This window comes from Terriglobales bacterium, from assembly GCA_035651995.1.
GTDB lineage: Bacteria > Acidobacteriota > Terriglobia > Terriglobales > Acidobacteriaceae > DASRER01.
This window is the reverse complement of the sequence record DASRER010000024.1, coordinates 1-19503: the sequence shown is the minus strand read 5'-3', so window position 1 is coordinate 19503 and position 19503 is coordinate 1. Positions and strand designations below refer to the sequence as shown.

Annotated in this window: 20 protein-coding genes and 1 tRNA gene; 10 read left to right on the top strand and 11 right to left on the bottom strand. The window is 63.7% G+C overall.

The window, feature by feature from the left end:
* Positions 1–544: 544 nt before the first annotated feature.
* A tRNA-Val gene (locus VFA60_09450) sits at positions 545–621 on the bottom strand.
* 235 nt (positions 622–856) lie between these two features.
* Here VFA60_09450 and sthA point away from each other — a divergent pair.
* Positions 857–2248, top strand: coding sequence for a Si-specific NAD(P)(+) transhydrogenase (sthA, locus tag VFA60_09445; protein ID HZQ92004.1), 1392 nt, complete (start codon positions 857–859; stop codon positions 2246–2248).
* Positions 2249–2370: 122 nt separating this feature from the next.
* Here sthA and VFA60_09440 read toward each other — a convergent pair whose 3' ends face one another.
* The gene (locus tag VFA60_09440) at positions 2371–3219 is read right to left on the bottom strand and encodes a hypothetical protein (GenBank protein ID HZQ92003.1); all 849 of its coding nucleotides are present in this window, start codon (positions 3217–3219) and stop codon (positions 2371–2373) included.
* 206 nt (positions 3220–3425) lie between these two features.
* Here VFA60_09440 and VFA60_09435 point away from each other — a divergent pair, with 206 nt between their 5' ends.
* The 3 genes from VFA60_09435 to VFA60_09425 all read left to right on the top strand — a co-directional run bounded on the left by VFA60_09435 (position 3426) and on the right by VFA60_09425 (position 6255).
* The gene (locus tag VFA60_09435) at positions 3426–3800 is read left to right on the top strand and encodes a response regulator (GenBank protein ID HZQ92002.1); all 375 of its coding nucleotides are present in this window, start codon (positions 3426–3428) and stop codon (positions 3798–3800) included.
* Between the two features lie 153 nt (positions 3801–3953).
* Positions 3954–4271: a PilZ domain-containing protein gene (locus VFA60_09430; GenBank protein HZQ92001.1), complete on the top strand. Its 318-nt coding sequence runs from the start codon at positions 3954–3956 to the stop codon at positions 4269–4271.
* Positions 4272–5187: 916 nt separating this feature from the next.
* A complete protein-coding gene (locus VFA60_09425) occupies positions 5188–6255 on the top strand; it encodes a hypothetical protein (GenBank protein HZQ92000.1) in 1068 nt (355 codons plus the stop codon).
* A gap of 57 nt (positions 6256–6312) precedes the next feature.
* Here VFA60_09425 and VFA60_09420 read toward each other — a convergent pair whose 3' ends face one another.
* The 3 genes from VFA60_09420 to VFA60_09410 all read right to left on the bottom strand — a co-directional run bounded on the left by VFA60_09420 (position 6313) and on the right by VFA60_09410 (position 9159).
* Positions 6313–6726 (bottom strand): VOC family protein, encoded by a 414-nt coding sequence (locus VFA60_09420; GenBank protein ID HZQ91999.1) that lies wholly within the window; start codon positions 6724–6726, stop codon positions 6313–6315.
* 86 nt (positions 6727–6812) lie between these two features.
* A complete protein-coding gene (glpX, locus tag VFA60_09415; protein ID HZQ91998.1) occupies positions 6813–7862 on the bottom strand; it encodes a class II fructose-bisphosphatase in 1050 nt (349 codons plus the stop codon).
* A 103-nt stretch (positions 7863–7965) separates the two neighbouring features.
* Complete coding sequence (locus VFA60_09410) at positions 7966–9159, bottom strand: acyl-CoA dehydrogenase family protein (protein ID HZQ91997.1); 1194 nt, start codon at positions 9157–9159, stop codon at positions 7966–7968.
* Between the two features lie 281 nt (positions 9160–9440).
* On the opposite strand from VFA60_09410, the gene VFA60_09405 reads away from it, so the two are divergent.
* Positions 9441–9620 (top strand): hypothetical protein, encoded by a 180-nt coding sequence (locus VFA60_09405; protein HZQ91996.1) that lies wholly within the window; start codon positions 9441–9443, stop codon positions 9618–9620.
* A 150-nt stretch (positions 9621–9770) separates the two neighbouring features.
* Here the strand turns inward: VFA60_09405 and pyrF are convergent, their stop codons facing one another.
* Both pyrF and VFA60_09395 read right to left on the bottom strand, forming a co-directional pair.
* Positions 9771–10556 (bottom strand): orotidine-5'-phosphate decarboxylase, encoded by a 786-nt coding sequence (gene pyrF / locus VFA60_09400; protein ID HZQ91995.1) that lies wholly within the window; start codon positions 10554–10556, stop codon positions 9771–9773.
* 23 nt (positions 10557–10579) lie between these two features.
* Positions 10580–11068 (bottom strand): septal ring lytic transglycosylase RlpA family protein, encoded by a 489-nt coding sequence (locus VFA60_09395; protein HZQ91994.1) that lies wholly within the window; start codon positions 11066–11068, stop codon positions 10580–10582.
* Positions 11069–11460: 392 nt separating this feature from the next.
* Here VFA60_09395 and thiD point away from each other — a divergent pair, with 392 nt between their 5' ends.
* The gene (gene thiD / locus VFA60_09390) at positions 11461–12261 is read left to right on the top strand and encodes a bifunctional hydroxymethylpyrimidine kinase/phosphomethylpyrimidine kinase (GenBank protein ID HZQ91993.1); all 801 of its coding nucleotides are present in this window, start codon (positions 11461–11463) and stop codon (positions 12259–12261) included.
* A 92-nt stretch (positions 12262–12353) separates the two neighbouring features.
* On the opposite strand, the gene VFA60_09385 is transcribed toward thiD, so the two are convergent.
* Both VFA60_09385 and VFA60_09380 read right to left on the bottom strand, forming a co-directional pair.
* Positions 12354–12944, bottom strand: coding sequence for a hypothetical protein (locus VFA60_09385; GenBank protein HZQ91992.1), 591 nt, complete (start codon positions 12942–12944; stop codon positions 12354–12356).
* A 251-nt stretch (positions 12945–13195) separates the two neighbouring features.
* On the bottom strand, positions 13196–14386 hold the full coding sequence (locus VFA60_09380; GenBank protein HZQ91991.1) for a hypothetical protein: 1191 nt from the start codon (positions 14384–14386) through the stop codon (positions 13196–13198).
* 337 nt (positions 14387–14723) lie between these two features.
* On the opposite strand from VFA60_09380, the gene VFA60_09375 reads away from it, so the two are divergent.
* On the top strand, positions 14724–15737 hold the full coding sequence (locus VFA60_09375) for a DUF5666 domain-containing protein (protein HZQ91990.1): 1014 nt from the start codon (positions 14724–14726) through the stop codon (positions 15735–15737).
* Between the two features lie 100 nt (positions 15738–15837).
* Here the strand turns inward: VFA60_09375 and VFA60_09370 are convergent, their stop codons facing one another.
* Positions 15838–16287 (bottom strand): zinc ribbon domain-containing protein, encoded by a 450-nt coding sequence (locus tag VFA60_09370; protein HZQ91989.1) that lies wholly within the window; start codon positions 16285–16287, stop codon positions 15838–15840.
* Positions 16288–16455: 168 nt separating this feature from the next.
* Positions 16456–16680 carry a hypothetical protein gene (locus tag VFA60_09365; GenBank protein ID HZQ91988.1) on the bottom strand — a complete coding sequence of 75 codons (225 nt, stop codon included), beginning with the start codon at positions 16678–16680 and terminating at the stop codon, positions 16456–16458.
* 85 nt (positions 16681–16765) lie between these two features.
* Between VFA60_09365 and VFA60_09360 the strand changes: the two genes are divergently transcribed.
* The 3 genes from VFA60_09360 to VFA60_09350 all read left to right on the top strand — a co-directional run bounded on the left by VFA60_09360 (position 16766) and on the right by VFA60_09350 (position 19173).
* Positions 16766–17992 carry a tetratricopeptide repeat protein gene (locus VFA60_09360; GenBank protein ID HZQ91987.1) on the top strand — a complete coding sequence of 409 codons (1227 nt, stop codon included), beginning with the start codon at positions 16766–16768 and terminating at the stop codon, positions 17990–17992.
* 62 nt (positions 17993–18054) lie between these two features.
* Entirely contained in the window at positions 18055–18375 is a 321-nt protein-coding gene (locus VFA60_09355) for a PspC domain-containing protein (protein HZQ91986.1), read from the top strand.
* A complete protein-coding gene (locus tag VFA60_09350; GenBank protein ID HZQ91985.1) occupies positions 18376–19173 on the top strand; it encodes an alpha/beta fold hydrolase in 798 nt (265 codons plus the stop codon).
* Positions 19174–19503 lie beyond the last annotated feature (330 nt).

The window sequence follows — 19503 nt, the reverse complement described above, 5'->3', positions numbered from 1 at the left end:
TTCAGAAAATGTTGGAAATGCTCCTCAATCCGGATTATCTTCGCCATCGGGTGTAGGTCTCCTTTCCAGGAACGGCTTCGCTTGCTAGGCAAAGCCAACTTACACCCTCTCGCTTTTTACACAATCAACGTTACGTCACCTCGGGCCTCGCGTTTATGTTGCATCCGCCCACAGCGGATCGCTGCGACAGCTATGTTGCTCGAACCCGGCAACGATCTCGGCCGGAATCGAGGCATCGATGGCTTCGAACGCGCGATTCCACCAGCAGTGGGAGCATCGACACTTGTGGTCCGTGATTTACCTTCTGAATCTGCTGTTGACGGGGACCAGCGGCAGGACACGATTCCGATTTCGCGCCGGCTGTTACCCGCATTCTGATCTCGGGTCGGGCGGCGTGATGCCGGTCATTACTCCACGCAGCTAGGCAGCGCATGCATGAATGCCGGCTTAGGATGAGTCACTCGGTGTTATTGGAGGAGGACGTGGCGGCGGGTCGAAGGGACCGATCCACTGACCACTATTCACTTTTCACTGACTGGGGTTTTGGTGGGCAGTGAAGGACTCGAACCTTCGACCTCCTGCTTGTAAGGCAGGCGCTCTAACCAGCTGAGCTAACCGCCCGATCCTTCAGGCGAACGCGCGCGCAAGGCGCGCGCCTCGCAGTATAGATGGCCTTTTCCTCTGAGTCATCCTGGAGGCCGCGCGGTTTGCGGCCGAAGGACAACGATGCCGATCTGGCCTTTCTGGCCACTGCTGCCGTTCTCGAAACTCGAAAACTTGGATCCCGAAGCATGTCCGACGATGTCGCCCAGCGATGCTGCGTTGTCTGTTACCATGCCCGCACTCCCCAACGAGCATGATCCAGAAATCCTACGATCTGGTCGTCATCGGCAGCGGTCCAGCCGGACAGAAGGGCGCCATCTGCGCCGCCAAGCTGGGTAAGCGTGCCGCCATCATCGACAAGAAAGTCGATATCGGCGGAGTCTGCGTCCACACCGGCACCATTCCCAGCAAGACGTTGCGCGAGGCCGTCCTTTATTTCAGCGGCATTCGCCAGCGCACGTTTTACGGTCGCAACTACATGCTGAAAGACGACCTCAGCATGCAGGACCTGGTCTTTCGCGCCAAGGCCGTCCGCGAAAAAGAGGTCGAGGTCATCAAGGCGCAGCTCCGCCGCAACGGCGTCAGCACCTACGAAGGCTGCGGACGCTTCATCGACCCGCACACCATCGAGGTTGCGGGCGGCGAAAACGGCCCGGTGCAGCTCAAGGCCGAGCGTGTCCTCATCGCCTGCGGCACGCGGCCTGCGCATGATCCCGCCTTCGCCGTTGACGGCGAGCGCATCTTCGATTCCGACCAGGTCGAATCCCTGCCCGAAATTCCGCGCGAGCTGATTGTCGTCGGCGCCGGCATCATCGGGCTGGAATACGGCGCCATGTTCGCCGCGCTCGGCGTGAAGGTCACGCTCATGGACCAGCGGCCCACGCTGCTCGATTTCGCCGACAAGGAAATCGTCGACAACCTCATGTTCCAGATGCGCCGCATGGGCGCCGTCTTCCGCCTGGGCGAGCGCGTGGTCGAAGCCGGACGCGAGCCCGAGCGCAACCGCGTCTTCATCCGCCTGGAAAGCGGCAAAGTCCTGCACGGACACGCCGTGCTCTACACCGTCGGCCGCCAGGGCAACAGCGACGTGCTCAACCTCGCCGCCGCGGGACTGGAGTGCGACAACCGCGGCCGCGTCACCGTGAACGAGTTCTTCCAGACCGCAGTGCCGCACATCTACGCCGCCGGCGACGTCATCGGTTTTCCCGCGCTGGCCTCGACCAGCATGGAGCAGGGACGCCTTGCCAGTTGCCACATGTTTGGCACTCCCGCGCACATGCCCGACAATGTCATCCCCTACGGCATTTACACCATTCCCGAAGTTTCCATGGTCGGCCAGACCGAAGAGCAACTGACGAAAGCGAAAGTCCCTTACGAAGTCGGACTCGCCCGCTACGCCGAACTTGCCAAGGGCCAGATGCTGGGCGACGAAGAGGGCATGCTCAAGCTGCTCTTCCATCCGCAATCGCTCAAGCTGCTCGGCGTGCACGCCATCGGCGATCGCGCCGCTGAAATCATCCACATCGGACAGGTCGTGCTCTCCATCGGCGGCACCATCGAGTACTTCCGCGACACCGTTTTCAATTACCCCACGCTCGCCGAAGCCTACAAAGTCGCCGCCCTCGACGGCTTCAACAAACTCTGACAACCGACGCTGCCGCACGTTGTAGCGGCGGGCGCCCTCGCCCGCCGGCAACCCATCACGGACCATCGCGTGAGGCAAAAAAAAACGCCGCCCCAAGGGCGGCGTTTTTCAAGAGGCCGACTTCACCTATCCCCGCCCGTGGACGGCACCATCACCGGCTGGTCCACGCGCAGCACCAGTCCCGTCTGCTCCGGCAACACGACGTCTTTGCCGCCGGTCGCCAGCACGTAACCGCCGCCCGCGATCGCGCCGATCAGCAGGCCTTTCATCGCGCTGCCGAAGATCAGCCCGGCAATCGTTCCGATGCCCGCGCCAATCCCCACGTTCTTGGCGACCTTGGTGCCCGTGGTTCCGCCCTGCACTTCTCCTTCGTTCCCGGTGCTGGCTTTGGAGCCCTGCGTGTTGTTGACCGAAACCAGCGTCGCCGTGATCGGCGCCACTGCGCCGCTGGGCAGCATCACATCGCGGAAGCGCATGTTCAGCTTGCCCTTGCCGCGGACGCTGGGCAGCGTTTTGCCCTGCTCGACCTCGGTCACTTCGCCGTCAATCTTGGAGCCCGCCGGAATCGCGACCGACCCGTCGCCCGCGCGCACGGGTTCGGCCACCGTCGCGGTGAACTGCTCGCCCACCACGGATGTTGTGCTCGAGAGCTTCTTGTCGAGCGTGGCGCGGATTTCCGTGCCCTGCGGCACCTGCGGCCCCGAACCTGTCGCTACCGCACGCTGGCCCAGCGCCGGCTGCTGGTCCTGCTGCGGCAGCTGCGTGGCCGGCGTCTGCGGAGAATTCGGGTTCTGCGCCGGCGCCGCTTGCGCCGGCTGGGCGGGCGCCGTCTGCGGCGTCACCGGCGCCGGCGAGGCCGGCGTCGGCGGATAATTTGGATTCTGCGTACTCTGACTCGGCGATGTGCTTTGGCCCGCAGCCAGCGCGCCGAGCAGCACCACCGCGACAGGGAACAGATACACTCGTCGCATGGTCTTCCTCCTCTTCGCGACCTAGGACGCGGCTGCTCTGCTTGCGGGTTGGCTGCTCCTCGGAGCTACCCAAGGCCGCGGTCCGGCATCTCTGTTTCCTGGCGTTTCGCCCGTCTCCGGGGTGTGCCTGGCCATTGCGGCGCCCGGCGCTCCACTCGGCTTGGCTATAATCGAAGTTTGGCTTCTTCCGCTGGAGGAACTCTGTAATGGCGGAAAACTCGCGCCTCAAGCCGAAAGTGCTGGTCGTGGACGATGAGCACGTCATTGCCGACACGCTCGCCATCATCCTCAACCAGCACGGCTACGAGGCTTCCGCCGTCTACACCGGCACCGCTGCCGTCGAGCGTGCCCGCAGCGTCCGTCCTGACCTGATTATCAGCGACGTCATCATGCCCGACATGAACGGCATCGAGGCCGCCATCCACATCCGTGACTTCCTGCCCGGCTGCAAGATCCTGCTCTTCTCCGGCCAGGCCGCCACCGCCGACCTTCTGGAGAGCGCCCGCGCCCAGGGCCATGAGTTCGAAATCCTCGCCAAGCCCGTCCATCCCCAGGACCTGCTGGCCAAACTGCGCAGCTAGCGAAAGTTGCCAGTTGCCAGTTCGGCCCTTAAAGTCTCGCCGAACTGGAAACTGGAAACGCGAAACTCGAAACCGGGGTTAGGTCATTCCTTCGGTAACTTGCGCCCCGCCCAGAATCCTGTAGCCTCTCCGGATTAGGCTTTTTGAGCGCCCATGAGCCCGCTATTGGCAGGCATTCGCCGGTGGTTTGGCCGCGAGGAGCCCGCCGCGCCGCGCGAGGAGCGGCGCGTCCAGCCGCGCTACAAAATGGTCTTCACCGTCTCGCTGGTGCACAACGGCGCCACCTATACCGGGCGCTCCAGCGACCTCAGCCAGACCGGCATCGCCGTCTTTATCAATGTTGATCTGGAGGTGGGCACGCAGGTAACGCTCATCTACGAACTCGGCGACGGATCGCCGGTGAAGCGCGTGCCTGCGATCGTCCGCAACCGCAACGGCCTGCGCTACGGCTTCGAGTTCGTGAAGCAGTAACAGCGGCACTCAGCAATCAGCACTCAGCATTCAGCCCCCACGCGATCGGGCCTGGCGGCGGTGGAAGCACCGGGCTTCAGCCCGGTGAACAACGTCGCGCCATGACGTGGGCTCTAGCCCCGGCCTCTTCTAGTAAACTCATTCGCATCTCCCCTGGCGGTGCTTGCGTTTGCGGTTGAACTGCGCTTTTTCGCCGTTGATGCCTGACATGAGGCCTACTGGCATCAACGTCGCAAGACCAGTTGACGGGCCAGCTCATCGTCGGCGCTCGCCCATTCGCCGAATTTGAAAGCGCAATTAACTTCCTGCTGAGTCAAAGTAAAGCCAGCGGTACGCGCGGCAATTGAACAGGCGCCACTACGACCAGGCAGACCCCACGTTCGCGCCGCGCTGCTCTGCGGCACGAACGTAGGGAGGCGCGCTCGAAATCCCATTTTGGGAAACGTAGCCATCGTCAGGTGGGGCAACCTGAGCTAAAATGGAATGAATCCAAGGGCCAGCGCGGATACGCGCATGGAGGCCATATGAAGAAGTGCTTTTCGGCCCCCCCTCCTTCTGGTAGTTCTCCTGTCCCTTAGTAGTCTGGCCAGCGGGCAGGACTGCATGAAGCTACAGCAGGTTCCGACTCGATGCCCATTGTGCGATGAGAGTGCAATGACCTGGACTTGCTACAACGGCCCCTCATGCTCAGGCTGTTGCTCCACTGAGTCCCATCAGGTGTCTTGCTCAGACGGTATGTGTTGAGCAACACGGTGGTTGAGATGGGCTGCATCTGCTTTCACCCCTGTGAAGTTAGCGGGTTGATTAAGAACCCGGGACTTCGCAGGTTCGCATCCAGAGTCTATGCGCGGAACTGCCAAGGGGAGTTCGTTAGCCTGGCGGAGTATCTTGAGACAGCGCCGGAGGCCAAGGGTCTATGAGCAAATTATCGGTATTGAGCCTGATCATTGTGCTGAGTGCTCTTCGCGCTTCTGCCGCCGATGATCCCGCGGTGAACCAGGAGCAGAGCGGCGCGCAGATCGCGGTCACCACCATAGGGAGCACGGGGCAACCTACGGCAACCACTCTTCCGGTAGGGACAGTGGTTGGGCCAATTCGCTGCGATAGTGACGGAAACATCTACATTCGAACCTTTGACGGCAAGGGTAGTGCCCTTCAGAACCCATTAGTGCGGATCAGTTCGAACGGCAAGGAGGTGCGGCGGTTTGATCCGAAGCGGGTACCCGGCCTGAGCGAGCACTTTACCTCACTCCTGTACACCGTGGGCGGCGTGGGCAAGGTTTACCAGATCGTGAGTGATTGGGAAAACCAGACAGTTTTTCATGAGTACCTGGTCACATTCACGAAAGATGGGGAATATGTTGGCCGGGCGGAGTTCGAGACTCATTTCGAGCCGTATGTATTCCTGGCTCTCCCCTCCGGCGGGTTCTTGCTCTCGGGAATTCCCTCCGAAGGAAAAACAGGCGGCGAGTCACAGCGAAAAACCCTGACCGCCGTTTTCGACTCGGATGCCCGCATCGTGCGAGACCTCACTAGCGACTCGGACAATGGACCGGAGTCGTCGACCGCCACAACAAACCCAACCATTCAAAATGGTGATGCTCGCGTTGGTACGGACGGCTCAGTGTACTTGCTGAAAGCATCGACACCACCACGGGTACAAGTGATCTCTGAACGAGGAGAGCTGTTGCGTGAGCTGAAGCTCGAACCCCCAATGCCTGGGGCGCAAGCACTCGAGTTGCATTCGGCGGGCGACAGACTATTTGTACGCTTCCAGAGCGAACCGAAACTCGATCCGGTCACCAAAACACGAAAAAGAAGCGTCGTTTTTGCCGCCTACGATCCACAAAGCGGGCAACGCACGGTCGCGTTCCAATCCTCCGTCAAAGGCATGACCGCGTGCATTCAATCGGATCGCGTGACGTTTCTGGTCCCCGGCAATGACGGCAACTTTGCTGTTTTGTCCGGCGACCTGCCGAAGTAGAGCGACGGCAGCTGATCCAAGCGCGTATCGTTATCATCCGTGGCGGGAGGCTCGCGCCTAGCGCTTGCCCCCGATGTCGTGGCCAAAGCACAGCCGGTAGCCGTTGCAGTCGAGGATGTCGAAGTCGCGGTTGCCGTACATCTGGTCGCAGAGCGGCCGCGCGATGGTCACGCCCTTGCTCTTGAACTCGTCGTGCAGCGCGTCGGCATCATCCACCCAAATGTAGGCGTCCCAGCAATCGGGGTCGGAGTGGGCGTTGCCGTTGGGGCGCATGACGCCGGTCTTTTCCGGCTGACTGAGCATGAGGACCACGCCGCGCCGCCACACCATGGTGAAACACGGCGGCTCACCCCAGAAGCGCTCGTACCGGAAGCCGAGCTTGTCGCGGTAGAAGTTGGCGGTCGAGACGACGTCGTCGACGATGAAGTAGGGAGCGATGTTCCAGCGCGGTGCCTTAAGCGTCTCCGTCATGGTGTTAGAAAGTGAATAATGGATAGTCAACGTCAAAGGCGCAACGAACTTGTGCTATCCACGATTCACTACCCCTTTCCACTGCCTCACGCGAACCTTACCTTCACATCCGGCTTCTTGGCCAGGTGGATGGAATCCACGAAGCGGATGGAGCCGGTTTCCAGCGTCATGACCAGCGAGCTGGTGCGCGTGCCCTCGCCGAAGAAGCGGACGCCGCGCATCAGCGACCCGTCGGTCACGCCGGTTGCGGCGAAGATGATGTGCTTGCCCGGCGCGAGGTCTTTTTCGGTGTAGATGCGGTTCTTGTCCTTGATGCCCATCTGGGCGATGCGCTCTTCCAGCTCCGGCTTGTTGATGACGAGCCGTCCCTGCATGTGCCCGTTGAGGCAGCGCAGCGCGGCGGCGGTGATTACGCCTTCAGGCGCGCCACCGGTTCCCATGACGCAGTGAACGCCGGTGCCGATGACGGCGGCGGCGATGCCGGCCGAGAGGTCGCCGTCGCTGATGAGCTTGATGCGCGCGCCGGCGGCGCGAATGTCGTCCACCAGCTTCTTGTGGCGATCGCGGTCGAGCACCATCACCACCAGGTCGCTCACGCTGCGGTTCAGGCGCGTGGCGATGGCCTTCAGGTTGAACTTCACGGGCGCGTCAATGTCGACCGCGTCCTTGCATGAAGGCCCGACGACGATTTTCTCCATGTAGCAGTCGGGCGCGTGCAGCAGGCCGCCGCGCTCGGAGGCGGCGAGCACGGTGATGGCGTTGGGCGATCCGGTGGCGCAGAGGTTTGTGCCTTCGAGCGGGTCAACGGCAATGTCCACTTCGGGGAACGCCAGGCCGCCGAGATTTTTGGCGCCGACGTGCTCGCCGATGTAGAGCATGGGCGCCTCGTCACGCTCCCCCTCGCCGATGACGATCGTGCCCTGCATGTGGACGGTGTCCATGGTCTTGCGCATGGCCTCGACGGCGACGGCGTCGGCGCGCTCGCGGTCGCCCTGTCCCATGGTGTGCGCGGCGGCGATGGCGGCGTCTTCCACCACCCGCAGGAACTCGAGCGCGAGTTCGAACTCAAGGTGCTTGGTGTTGACGTGGGCGCCGGTGGGCTGCGGCTGGGCGGAAGTCGGCGATTGGGTGGGCATGAGGGCTCCTTGAGCACTCAGCATTCAGCAGTCAGCATTCAGCCGTCAAGGGCATTGGTAAGTGCGCTGGCTGAGTGCTGATTGCTGACTGCTGAGTGCATCTTCAAAACGCGTCGATACCGGTTATGTGGCCTCCGATGATCAGCGCGTGGATGTCGTGCGTGCCTTCGTAAGTTTTCACCGACTCCAGGTTCATCATGTGGCGCATGATCGGGTAGTCGTCGGCGATGCCGTTGGCGCCGAGGATGTCGCGGGCCAGGCGCGCGCACTCCAGCGCCATCCATACGTTGTTCCGCTTGGCCATGGAGATGTGCTGATGGCCCGCGCGCTCGCTGTCCTTCAGGCGCCCGACGTGGAGCGCGAGCAGTTGCGCCTTGGTGATCTCGCTCACCATCCAGACGAGCTTTTCCTGCACGAGCTGGTGCGAGGCGATGGGCGCGTCGTGGAACTGCTTGCGCACCTGCGAGTATTGCAGCGCGGTGTCGTAGCACGACATGGCCGCGCCGATCGCGCCCCAGGCGATGCCGTAGCGCGCCTGGTTCAGGCACATGAGCGGCGACTTCAGCCCGCCCGAGCCGGGCAGCAGGTTCGACGCGGGCACATGAACGTCCTGCAGCGACAGGCCCGACGTGATCGAAGCGCGCAGCGACCACTTGCCGTGCACGTCGTCGGCCTTGAAGCCCGGGCGATCGGTTTCGACCAGGAAGCCCCGAATCGTTTCAACGCCGCGGTCGGCCTCGTCCTGCACCTTGGCCCAGATGACGGCGACGTCGGCGATGGAGCCGGAGGTGATCCACATCTTCTCGCCGTTGATGACGTATTCGTTCCCGACTTTCTTGGCGCGCGTGAGCATGCCGCCGGGATTGGAGCCGAATTGCGGCTCGGTGAGTCCGAAGCAGCCGAGCTTTTCCCCGCGCTGCATCGGCGGGAGCCACTTCTGCTTCTGCTCTTCGCTGCCGAAGGCGTAAATGGGATACATGCACAGCGCCGACTGCACGCTGACGAAGCTGCGCACGCCCGAGTCGCCGCGCTCCAGCTCCTGCATCACGAGTCCGTACTCAACGTTCGACATGCCGGCGCACCCATAGCCCTTCAATGAAGCGCCGAAGAAGCCGAGGTCGGCCATGGGCTTTACCAGTTCGCGCGGGAAGCGGCCGTCGCGGTTGCACTGCTCGATGATGGGGACCAGGTTCTCTTCGATGAAGCGGCGGGAGGTGTCGCGGACGAGGCGTTCGTCGTCGCTGAGCAGGGAATCGAACTCGATGAAGTCAACGCCTTTGAATTTGAAAACCGGCATATGAACGTTATTCCGCGAAAGTCAAAAGCTTAAACACAAAGGACATGAAGGACACGAAGGGCACAAAGGAAACAAAGGCGCATTCGGGCCGCCGCGCAAACACATCAGCGTATCAAAGCGCGAGACGGCAGCCAAATGTGCACGTCATGTAGAATAGAAGACCACGGCGAGTAGATGAACCGGCCCGTCGCCGCCTGGCGATCGGGAACCAGAATTTCAGGCTTTACTCCCGAAAATTTCGCTCCGGCACGCCGGGGCACACGACTGCCAGGAGAGAGACGATGGCGAAGATCGCCAAGACAGCCGACCGCAAGAAGGTCATGGACACCAGCAAGAGCACCGACTGCCCCAGGTGCGGCAAGCCCACCCGCATCGTGAAGCGCATGAAAGACCGCGAGCGCAACATCCCCGGCGGAATCTACATTTCGTGCTCGGGCTGTGAGTTCTTCGAAAAACTCTAGTTCCCAGATATCGGTCCTCGTTTCCTGGGAAAACAGCGCGCGGCTTACGCTGCGCGTTTTCGTTTCTGGGTCTTGCGCTGGGAACTTTTGGGCCTTGCGGTGGGAGCGCCGGGCTTGAGCCCGGCGAAAAGCAGCTCATCAATGGGGGCTTCAGCCCCGGTTCGCGATCGCGGCCCTCAACTCTTCCAAAATTTGCGTCGCGGCGCCGCTGGGATCGGCAGCGGCGGTGATGGGACGCCCGACGACCAGGTGCGTCACGCCCGCCTGAATCGCGGCCGTAGGCGTGGCGGCGCGCGCCTGGTCGCCCGCTTCCGAGCCGGCGGGACGAATGCCGGGCGTGATCAGGGCGAATCCCGCGCCCAGTTCGCGGCGCAGTTCCGCCGCCTCGCGTGGCGACGACACCAGGCCGCCGCATCCATTGCCGAGCGCCAGCGCGCCCAGGCGTAAGGCCTGGTCCACCACGCGGCCGGAAACGCCGGTCTCGCGCAGGTCGTTTTCCTGGAAGCTCGTAAGCACTGTCACCGCAAGCACGGTCGGGCGCGCCACCGATTGCGCCGCAGCGTCGGCGGCGGCGCGCAGCATGGCTGAGCCGCCGGCGGCATGCACGGTGAGCATCTTCACGCCCAGGGACGCAGCCGAGCGCACGGCGGCGCCGACGGTGGTGGGAATATCGTGGAACTTGAGGTCGAGGAAAACGCCGTGCCCCGCGCCCACCAACTCGCGCACGATCGCCGGACCTTCGGCGGTGAACAGTTGCTTGCCGATCTTAAAAGTCGAGACCACGTCCGCCAGGGTTGAAACTAGCTTGCGGGCTTCGCCGGCAGTGGAGACGTCCAGCGCGACGATGATTCGGTCGCGCGGCGGCAGAGAAGCGAACGGCCCGCCAGCAACTGCCGTCCGCGTTTCCGGCGGCGGCAAAGTGACGGGCCGATTCATTCGACCGAGTTTACTCCCGCTTGCTAGTAGGTGCCAGACAGATTCGACGCGATCACGCCGGGCTCCTCGGGGACCAGGTCGAGGCGCACTCGCTCCACGCCGCGCTCACGCAGCTCGAGGAGCGAAGCGGCGGCATAGGAGAGGTCGATGATCCGGCCCGGGATGTAAGGGCCGCGATCGTTCACCCGCACCACCACCGAGCGCCCGTTGCGCAGGTTGGTGACCTTCACCCTGGTTTCGAGGGGAAGCGTGGGGTGGGCCGCCGTCAGGGCGAACATGTCGAAGGGTTCGCCGCTGGCGGTGTCTTTGCCGTCGAATTGTTTGCCGTACCAGGAGGCTGGGCCTACCTGGTAAGGCGGCTTGGTTTTGGCCTTCTTAGGCGACTTTTTCTGGTCCGCTTGCTGCTTCTTTGCTTCGTATCGGGGGCCCGAGTTGTTCTTCTCAACGGGTGCTGCAGCCAGGCTGGTGGCCAGAACAGCGGTCGCCAGGAAGAGCCTCAGTACTCGTCTCATTCAACACCTCGTTTCTCAGATATGCCTCCCCCACCCTGGGAATCTTGTAATTATATGAAAATATTGGGTCTACCGTCAAAGTTCGGGGCCCAAAGACGCCGTGGCGGTGGCCGAAACAGGGGAGAACAACTTGAACGCATGTCTATGATGTGGAAGGGGTTGGTCGCGTTGTCCGATGGTTTGATCTTTCGTAACGCCGGCACGAAAAAGTTACCCGGATCAATGCAGGCTGAAACGTCGGCGCGAGGCCCACTTGCGGCCTCGACAACGGTGTTAAGGCCCTCAGGATGCGAGGGAACCAAGCTGGTCAACAAGGCCCATTCTGGAAGTGGCACTGTGGCAAATGGGGGACACTCTTTGTTCCGTGGACCCCCATCCGGTAGAGTTCCGGCATGACCCCTGGGCCGACACAGCCGGTGGTGCTGACGATCGCGGGTTTCGACCCCTCGTCGGGTGCCGGTGTGACCGCCGACATCAAGACGCTGGCGGCGCACCGCTGCTATGGGGTGGGCTGCATCACGGCGCTGACCGTGCAGAGCACAACCGGCGTGCGGCGGGTGGAGCCGCTATCGCCGGGGCTGGTGCGGCAAACGCTGGACGAGCTGGCCGAAGACCTACCCCCGGCGGCGATCCGCATCGGGATGCTGGCCACGGGGAGGATCGCCGAAACCGTAGCTGACTTCCTGAGCGCCAGCCCGGTGCCGCACGTGGTGCTCGATCCCATCATCAAATCGTCGTCCGGCGCGGACCTGCTCGACGCGGCCGGAGTGGAGATTTTGAAGACGCGGTTGCTGCCGCTCGTGACCGTGATCACCCCGAACCTGGACGAAGCGGCAGCGCTTACCGGCGGACCGGTGCGCGATGCGAGCGAAATGCGCGCAGCCGCCGAGCGGCTGCAGCAGCTGGGAGCGCGGAACGTGGTCATCACCGGCGGACACCTGGATCCTCCCATTGATTTGCTCAGAGCAGCGGACGGCTCCGCGCGCCAGTTCGCGGGCCGCCGGATTGAGTCGCGCTCCACGCATGGCACCGGTTGCGCGTTTGCTGCGGCGCTGGCCGCGAACCTCGCCCTGGGGCACAAGCTGGACGGGTCCGTGCAGCTGGCCAGGGATTATGTGGCGCGCGCGATTGAGCAGGCCGTGCCGATGGGGCGGGGAAATGGCCCGCTGAACCATTTTCCGGGGCGGGGGTAAGACGCCTTTCGCCGCCGAGGCGCAGAGAGCGCAGAGATTTTCTGAGTTCATTCCTCTGCGTTCTCTGCGATCTGCGGTGAGAAGGTTTTCAGTCAACCCTTGGCGGTGGCGGCGGTGGCGCGGCGGCGGAAGTAGACCTCCGGAGAAATGTGCCGGCGGTTCTCGTAGTAGAACGCGTCGCCGACCACCGCCAGCGAGTGCGTCTTGAATTGCTCCAACGTGACGGTGGCCGAAACGGAGTTGCCGTCGTACTGGGTGACGTGCGTGAGGCGCAGCTCGCGGAAGCTGGAGCTCAGGTCGGCTTCCACTTCGAAGACTCCTTCGTGCGTCACCAGCCCGGCAAAGTCGATCAGAACGCGGGCCGTGCCGGAGCGCGCAACCTGTTGGCGGACCGCGGCCAGCAGCGCGCGCAGGCTGTCCGGCAGGTCGGCAGTGATCTCCACCTGCTGAAAGTGCGGCTGCCGGTTGCCCGGGCGCGATTTGCACAGCTCTGCGCTCAGCGCATCGAGCGCGCCGGCCGGCGCCGCCAGAACTGCGCCGCGGCCGCCACGCAGAGCGCCTGCCAGGAACGGTACAAAGCGCAGACGCTCCTGCTCGGTGAAATAGAAGTGGATGACGGAGTTGCCGGGCGCGAGGAAGTTCCCACCGAAGAAGGGAAGCTTCGCAGCAGCAAGGGCTTTCATATTCAGTTCAGGGCGAAAACTGGGGTAAAACCGGGCCGGACAGCACCGGATTGGGAGCAGAACAGCTGCCAAAGCGAGGCGCCCGTCCCAGGCTGTTCCGAAGCAGCAGTTTAGCTCGACCGAAGGAGGTGCAAGACTGGCAGCAGCTTACCAGCAGTGGGAATTCTGGTACGCAATGTGAGTAGAGCAATTCAAAAACCCCGCTCAAGCCGGAAGAGGACTTGAGTGGGGCGCCCGCTTGTGCGGGTTGGTCAGCGCGGCGGTGGCGGCGGTGGCTGCGGCGCCGCGTGTGGCGGGCCCTGCACGCCCTGGTCGCTTGCGGGCAGGCGCGGCGGCGCCGCCGGCTCGACGACCGGCGTATTGTCGCGCCGCTTCAGCACGACGGGACCGCCCTGGCGGCGGCGCAATTCGGCCAGCGCCTGCATGCTGGCGTCGACTTTTTCATTGCTGCGCTCGGCGACCTCGGCGAGCGGCCTGCCCTCGGCGTCTTTGCGCGTGGCCACACCAATCTTGTTGCCGGCCTCTTCGGCTTCGCGTGCCTTGTCGTAATAGAACTGCGCGGTTTCTTGATCGCCGTCGAGTTCGGCCAGATATCCCATATTGTTCAGCGTGAATGCGTTTTCCTGGTCCAAGCGATAGGCCTTCTGGAAGTATTCGCGGGCGGCGCGGCGATCGTTGCGATTGAGCGCGTACACGCCGCGCGTATTGAGCCGTGCCACTTGCGCCGTGGGATCGTCGGACTGATGGCGAATGACGTCGCGCACCTTGCTGGCATTGCGCCGCGCCACGTCACTGATGGCGCGGCCGCGCCAGTCGTTGTTGGCGGTGACGGCGATGGGCTCGCTGGAATTCACCGCCGCGGCAGCGGTGTAGTAGCTCAGCGCCGAATCTAGCTCGCCCTGCTTTTCGCGCGTGTAACCGATGTTGTTCAGCGTGAAAGGATTCCTGTGGTCGAGCTGCAGCGCGCGTCCGAGCAGCTGCTCGGCCTCGCCGATGCGGTCTTTCATCAGCAGCGACATGGCGGCGACGTTGAGACGGTTGATCTGCAGCGAGTTGTCTTCGGCGCTGCCGGCGATTTGCGCCACCGGCTTGCCCTCGGCCTCGTGGCTGGTGGCCGTGTCGACCATCGCCTCCGAACTCATGTCGGCGGCGAGCGCGTAGTAGCGCTGCGCGCGGTCGATATCGCCTTCCAGCTCCGAGATGTAGCCAAGATTGTTCAGCGTGAAGGGATCGTCGGGATCGAGCAGGTAAGCTTTGTAGAAGAGTTGCCGGGCCTTCCTGAAGTCGCGCTTCTCGAGCGCCTTCACCCCGTCGCGATTGAGCTGCTGCACCGGAGTGTACTTGGTGCGCTTGGGCAGGGTGATGCGCATGTCAGCGGCGCCGGCCGCGAGCGTGACGAGTGCGACGGCCAGCAGCAGGGACAGGGAACGGAGCCTACGCAAGGGGGACCTCCACGGACCTGAGAGCAACCCGCCTGCCATGCCGCAGGCAGGGCTGCCTCTCGATTGGATGGGAGAAAAGGTTGCGGTGTGGCCTCGGCTAGGGCCGGAGATCAGCTGGAGAAAACTCCCCGCTCAAGCCAACGGAGGGCTTGAGCGGGGCGCCCGCGGGGTGGGTTGGCCTGAAACAGCATTGCTGGTGTGCCGACCGGCGAGGCGCCATGGCTACAACGCCGAGGCCAGGGCAGCAGGTCACACCACCGCGCGCTCGGGACGTGCATCCAAACGTGCCGAAGGAGTTCTCTCGTATTTCCGAGTCCCGGCTTTCCGAGTCCACATCATGCGACGTCTTTCACTGCTGTTCCCGTTGGCCCTGGCAGTTCCGATGTGCGGCGTCTTCGCGGCCGCGCAAAGCAATCAGGCAGTCCCGAAGCCGCCGAGTGACGTCCCGGCGCCGGCCTCGTCGGCGGTACCGACCCGGTCCGGCGTGGAAGCCGCTGCTGCCTCGCCGGCCACGGCTCCCGATCCCGGCCCGAAGATGCCGACCACGACCATCTTCGATCCGTCGGCCACCGGCGCGCCGGCCGCGCAGAAGGGTCCCGATCCATATCTGGACGTGCCGCCGATGCCGGAAGGCAAGGTCACGCTGATCGGCGGGCATGTGCGCAGCATGGATGGTATCCGCAGCCGCATGACGATCGAACCGTTCGGCGGCGGCAAGAGCATGAAGGTGCGGTTCGATGAGCGCACGCACATCTATCGCGACGGCGTAGAGACCACGCAACTGGCGATCCACAAGGGCGACCGCGTCTGGGTGGACACCATGCTCGACGGGCCACACGTCTTCGCGCGCAACATCCACGTTCGCACGCAGTCATCGCCGGCCGACGCGCGCGGGCAGGTGCTCGGCTACGATGCGCGCAACGGCGTGGTCTCGGTGCGCGACGAACTGTCGTTGCGGCCGGTGCGGTTCCGCGTCGACAACGCCACCAGGTTCAGCAAGCAGGGCGAAACGGCCAGCGCGGCCGATCTCCAGCCGGGAGCGCTGATCAGCGTCCGCTTTGCCGCGGGAGATCGTTCCCGCGGCGTGGCGCAGGAGATTGCCGTGCTGGCCGTGCCGGGGGCGCCATTCACCTTTGCGGGAACCGTGACCTATCTGAACCTGGCCACCGGCGTGATGGCGGTCCACAATCAGAGCGATGACAAGACCTACGAACTGAGCTTCGATCCCGCGCGTGTGAGCCGGCGCGATGGGTTGCGCGTGGGCTCGCAGGTCACCGTGACCGCGCAGTTCCAGCCACGCGGCTATCGCGCGACCAGCGTGGAAGTGGCGCAGACGAAGAACGAGGAATAGGTCCGCTTCGCGGAAAAACAAAAAGCGACGACAAAATAAAAGGCGCCCCGTTACGGGCGCCTTTGGCTTGCCAACAGGTTCGACCAACAGGATTCGGACGCTATTTCTTGAGCAGGAGGCCCGCCACGAACGCGACGATGGCGGCCAGCATCCACTCGATGCGCCACAACTGTACCGCCTGCCAGTCGAGCAGGGTGGTAGCGCTGAAGACGATGCCGGTGGCAATCGCGGCCACGGCGCAGATCAATCCGGCGAAGAAGAAGATCAGCGACGCGGTGCTCAATCCCAGCCCGCTGCGGATTTGTTCGAAGTCGAAATAGCGCGACAGGCTGAACCCCGAGGCCGAACGCGCGCCGCGCGGAACCTCCGCCGGACGCTGTGCGCCGCAGGCATGGCAGAAGCGAGCGCCGGGCGCGAACTCGGTGCCGCAGTCGGCGCAGGCTTCGGCGCGCGCGCTCAGTACGCGCTCGGCTTCGCGGGTGCGGCTGGCATCCATGGCGGGACGCCAGAACTCCTGGCGCTCATGCAGATCTCTTGCCGCTTCACTCATGGGCCTGACCTCCACAGGAACGTTCGCACGCGCAAGGCCAAAACCTGCGGGCGGCAAGAAGCTGAATTGGAATGAGTTATGAAGTACCCGAAGCAGCAGCGGCAGCCCTCGCAGGCAACTTTTACCTGTTACGGGCGGTTTTGCCGCGTCTTTGCAGGTGCAATCGTGTCAGTTGCGGCGCGGCATGCGCACCACTTTTGGGTAGGGAGTGCACTTGTTCCAGAAGGCCAGCAGCACCAGGTCGGACTGCCGGAAGGTCAGCTCGTCGGGCCGTGCCGTGCCGTCGCTGAACAGGTGCTCATCGAGAATTACGTGGAGGCGTGCGATGGAAATCCCCAATTCTTTGGCCGCCTCGGCTTCGCTGTAAAACTCTTTCATTGACTTGAGTTGCATGTTGTCGTTTGGCCTTCAGGGGAGAGGAATGTAGCTGTTTTCTCACGTCAAGCTCTATCGGGTAAACTCCCAAGAGCTTCTCGGCATGAGACCTTACCAAAAATTGGTAACGCGGGCGCTTGTGGCCGCGATGCTCATCGCCGCCCGCGCGACGCCGGCTGCGCCGGAGCCCTCCGGCGCGTCTTCCGTCCCGGCCGACAACGCCGAAACGCTCACCCGCAACGGCTGGGACCAGTACTACGACACCAACTACGAGGTCGCCGTCCGCGATTTCCAAAAGGTCGTCGAGATGCGTCCCGACGACCCCGGGGCGCTGAATCACCTGCTGGCGGCGCTGGTGTTCCGCGAACTCTATCGCGCCGGCGCGCTCAACAGCACGCTCTACTCCGGCGACAGCTTCGTGAAGAACACGCGCCCGGTGCCCATCGATGCCAAGACGCGGGAGCGCATCCGGCAGCTGGTGGAGCAGGCGTTGCAGCTCTCCGGGCAGAAACTGCAGGCGGCGCCCAACGACGTTGCGGCACTCTACGCGCGCGGCGTCACCCGCGGGCTGTGGGCGACGTACCTGGGGCTGGTGGACAAGGCCTGGTTCGCGGCGCTGCGCAGCGCCATCGGGGCGCGGCGCGATCACCAGCGCGTGCTGGAGCTCGACCCGAAGTACGCCGACGCGAAAACCGTGGTCGGCGTGCACAACTACGTCGCAGGCAGCTTGCCGTGGGCAGTGAAGGCGGCGATTTCCATCGTCGGCTTGAGCGGCAGCCGCTCCAAGGGGCTGGAATACCTGCGCGAGGCCGCGAAAGACGGCAAGGAAACCAGCGTGGACGCGCGCGTCGCCCTGGCGCTGTTCCTGCGCCGCGAGCAGCGCTACGGCGAAGCGCTCGAGGTGGTGCGCACGCTCACCGCCGCGTATCCGCACAACTACCTGTTCGCGCTGGAAGAGGCAAACCTGCTCAAGGACTGGGGCAAGAACCAGGACGCGCTCGACGCCTACCGCAAGTTGCTCGACCAGGCGCGCAAGGGCACGTTCTTCGATCCGCGGCTTGAGTTCGCCAACTTCGACCTGGGCGAGATCCTGCGCGGGCGCGGCGAATACCAGCAGGCGGCCGACGCCTACTCGCTGGCCGCGCACCAGCCGAACGCCGGGCCTGACATACGGCAGCGCTCCGGCGTCGCCGCCGGCGAAATGTACGACCTGCTGGAAAAGCGTGATCAGGCGCTCAAGGAGTACCAGGCCGCGATCTCCGCAGACGGCAACACGCAGTTGGCGGAATTGGCGCGCAAGCGGCTGAAGTCGCCCTATCGGAACAATTGATATGAGGCGAGGGGAACCCACCAGTACAGGGCCTCGTATCTAACCATCAGGGGGCAGGAGATATGTACTGCAACTGGTGCGGCAAAGTGATTCAGGACGACGCCAACGTTTGCGCGTATTGCGCGCGCACGGTGGGCATGGTGCATCCGCCGAAGAAGATGTTCCGGCCGCGGATTGGCCGCAAGATCGGCGGCGTGGCGGCGGGCATGGCCGACTACTGGAATCTCGACGTCACGGTTGTGCGCCTGGTGTGGGTGGTGGTGGCGCTGATGGTGTTCCCGCTCGGAATCATTGCGTACATCGTTGCGTGGATCGTGATCCCGGAGGAGCCCGAGAGCGTTGACGTGCCGGCCGCCAGCCCCGGCGTGGCGCATACTGCTTAGGTGCAGACCCGCAGCGGCGACACCGAGATCGCTTACCAGGTCCTGGGAAATGGCCCGCCAGTGGTGCTGCTGCATCCCTTTCCTGCGCACCACGGCGTGTGGGCGCCGGCGGCGGCGGAACTGGCGGCGCGCTATCGCATAATCCTGCCGGACCTGCGCGGACACGGCCAGTCGCCACCCGGCGACGGCCCGGCCACCATGGAAAAGCACGCTGCCGACCTGGTCCGCGTGCTCGACGACGCGGGCGCCGGCCGCGCCGTGTTTGCCGGCAACTCCATCGGCGGATACATCCTGTTCGAATTCTGGCGGCGGCATCGCGAGCGCGTGGCAGCGCTGATCCTGGTGGACACCAAGGCTCAGGCCGATAGCGACGAAGCCCGGCGCGCCCGTTTGCAGGCCGCCGAAGACGTACAGAAGACCGGGCCCGCCGGGTTCGTGGAGAAGAGCGTGGAGCGCCTCGTCGGAGAGAGCACGCGGCGCAACCGTCCTGACATCGCCGACGCGGCGCGGCAGATGATGAGCACCGCGACGGTGGCCGGCATCGTCGCCGTGCAGCACGGCATGGCGGCGCGTCCCGACTCCGTTCCCACGCTGAAGACGATCAATGTGCCGACGCTCATTCTTGTCGGCGACGAAGACATCGTCACGCCGCAGGCCGACGCCGAGCTGATGCAGCGCGGGATTTCCGGCAGCAAGTTGCAGCGCATCACTGCCGCCGGACACTACGCGCCGCTCGAGCAGCCCGAGCAGGTGGCGCGGGCGATGCGCGGGTTCGTGGACGGAGTCCGGCTCAGCTGAAAATCTGCCGCCTCCTCACCAGGTAGGCAATCATTGCGACGCCAAGCGGAAGGCCAATTGTGGACATCGGGCCCTGCGAACAATGCCTCAGCGGCTGCATCCGGAGTTGAGCTGGAGTACTGACGGCGTGGCGGAACTGGCATGCCAAGTTCCGGAAAGTTCACTGCCCGGATGTTACGCCCGCTTCCTCGGTGATGTCACGCGGCTTGTGTAAATAGCTTGAGGGTGCGGGTTTTCCATTCCAGGGTAAATCTCTGGAAAATGGAGTAGATGATTCGGTCCACGCTTTTGACGTTCACAAAGCACACCATCGGTCGGGTTCGTCGGCGC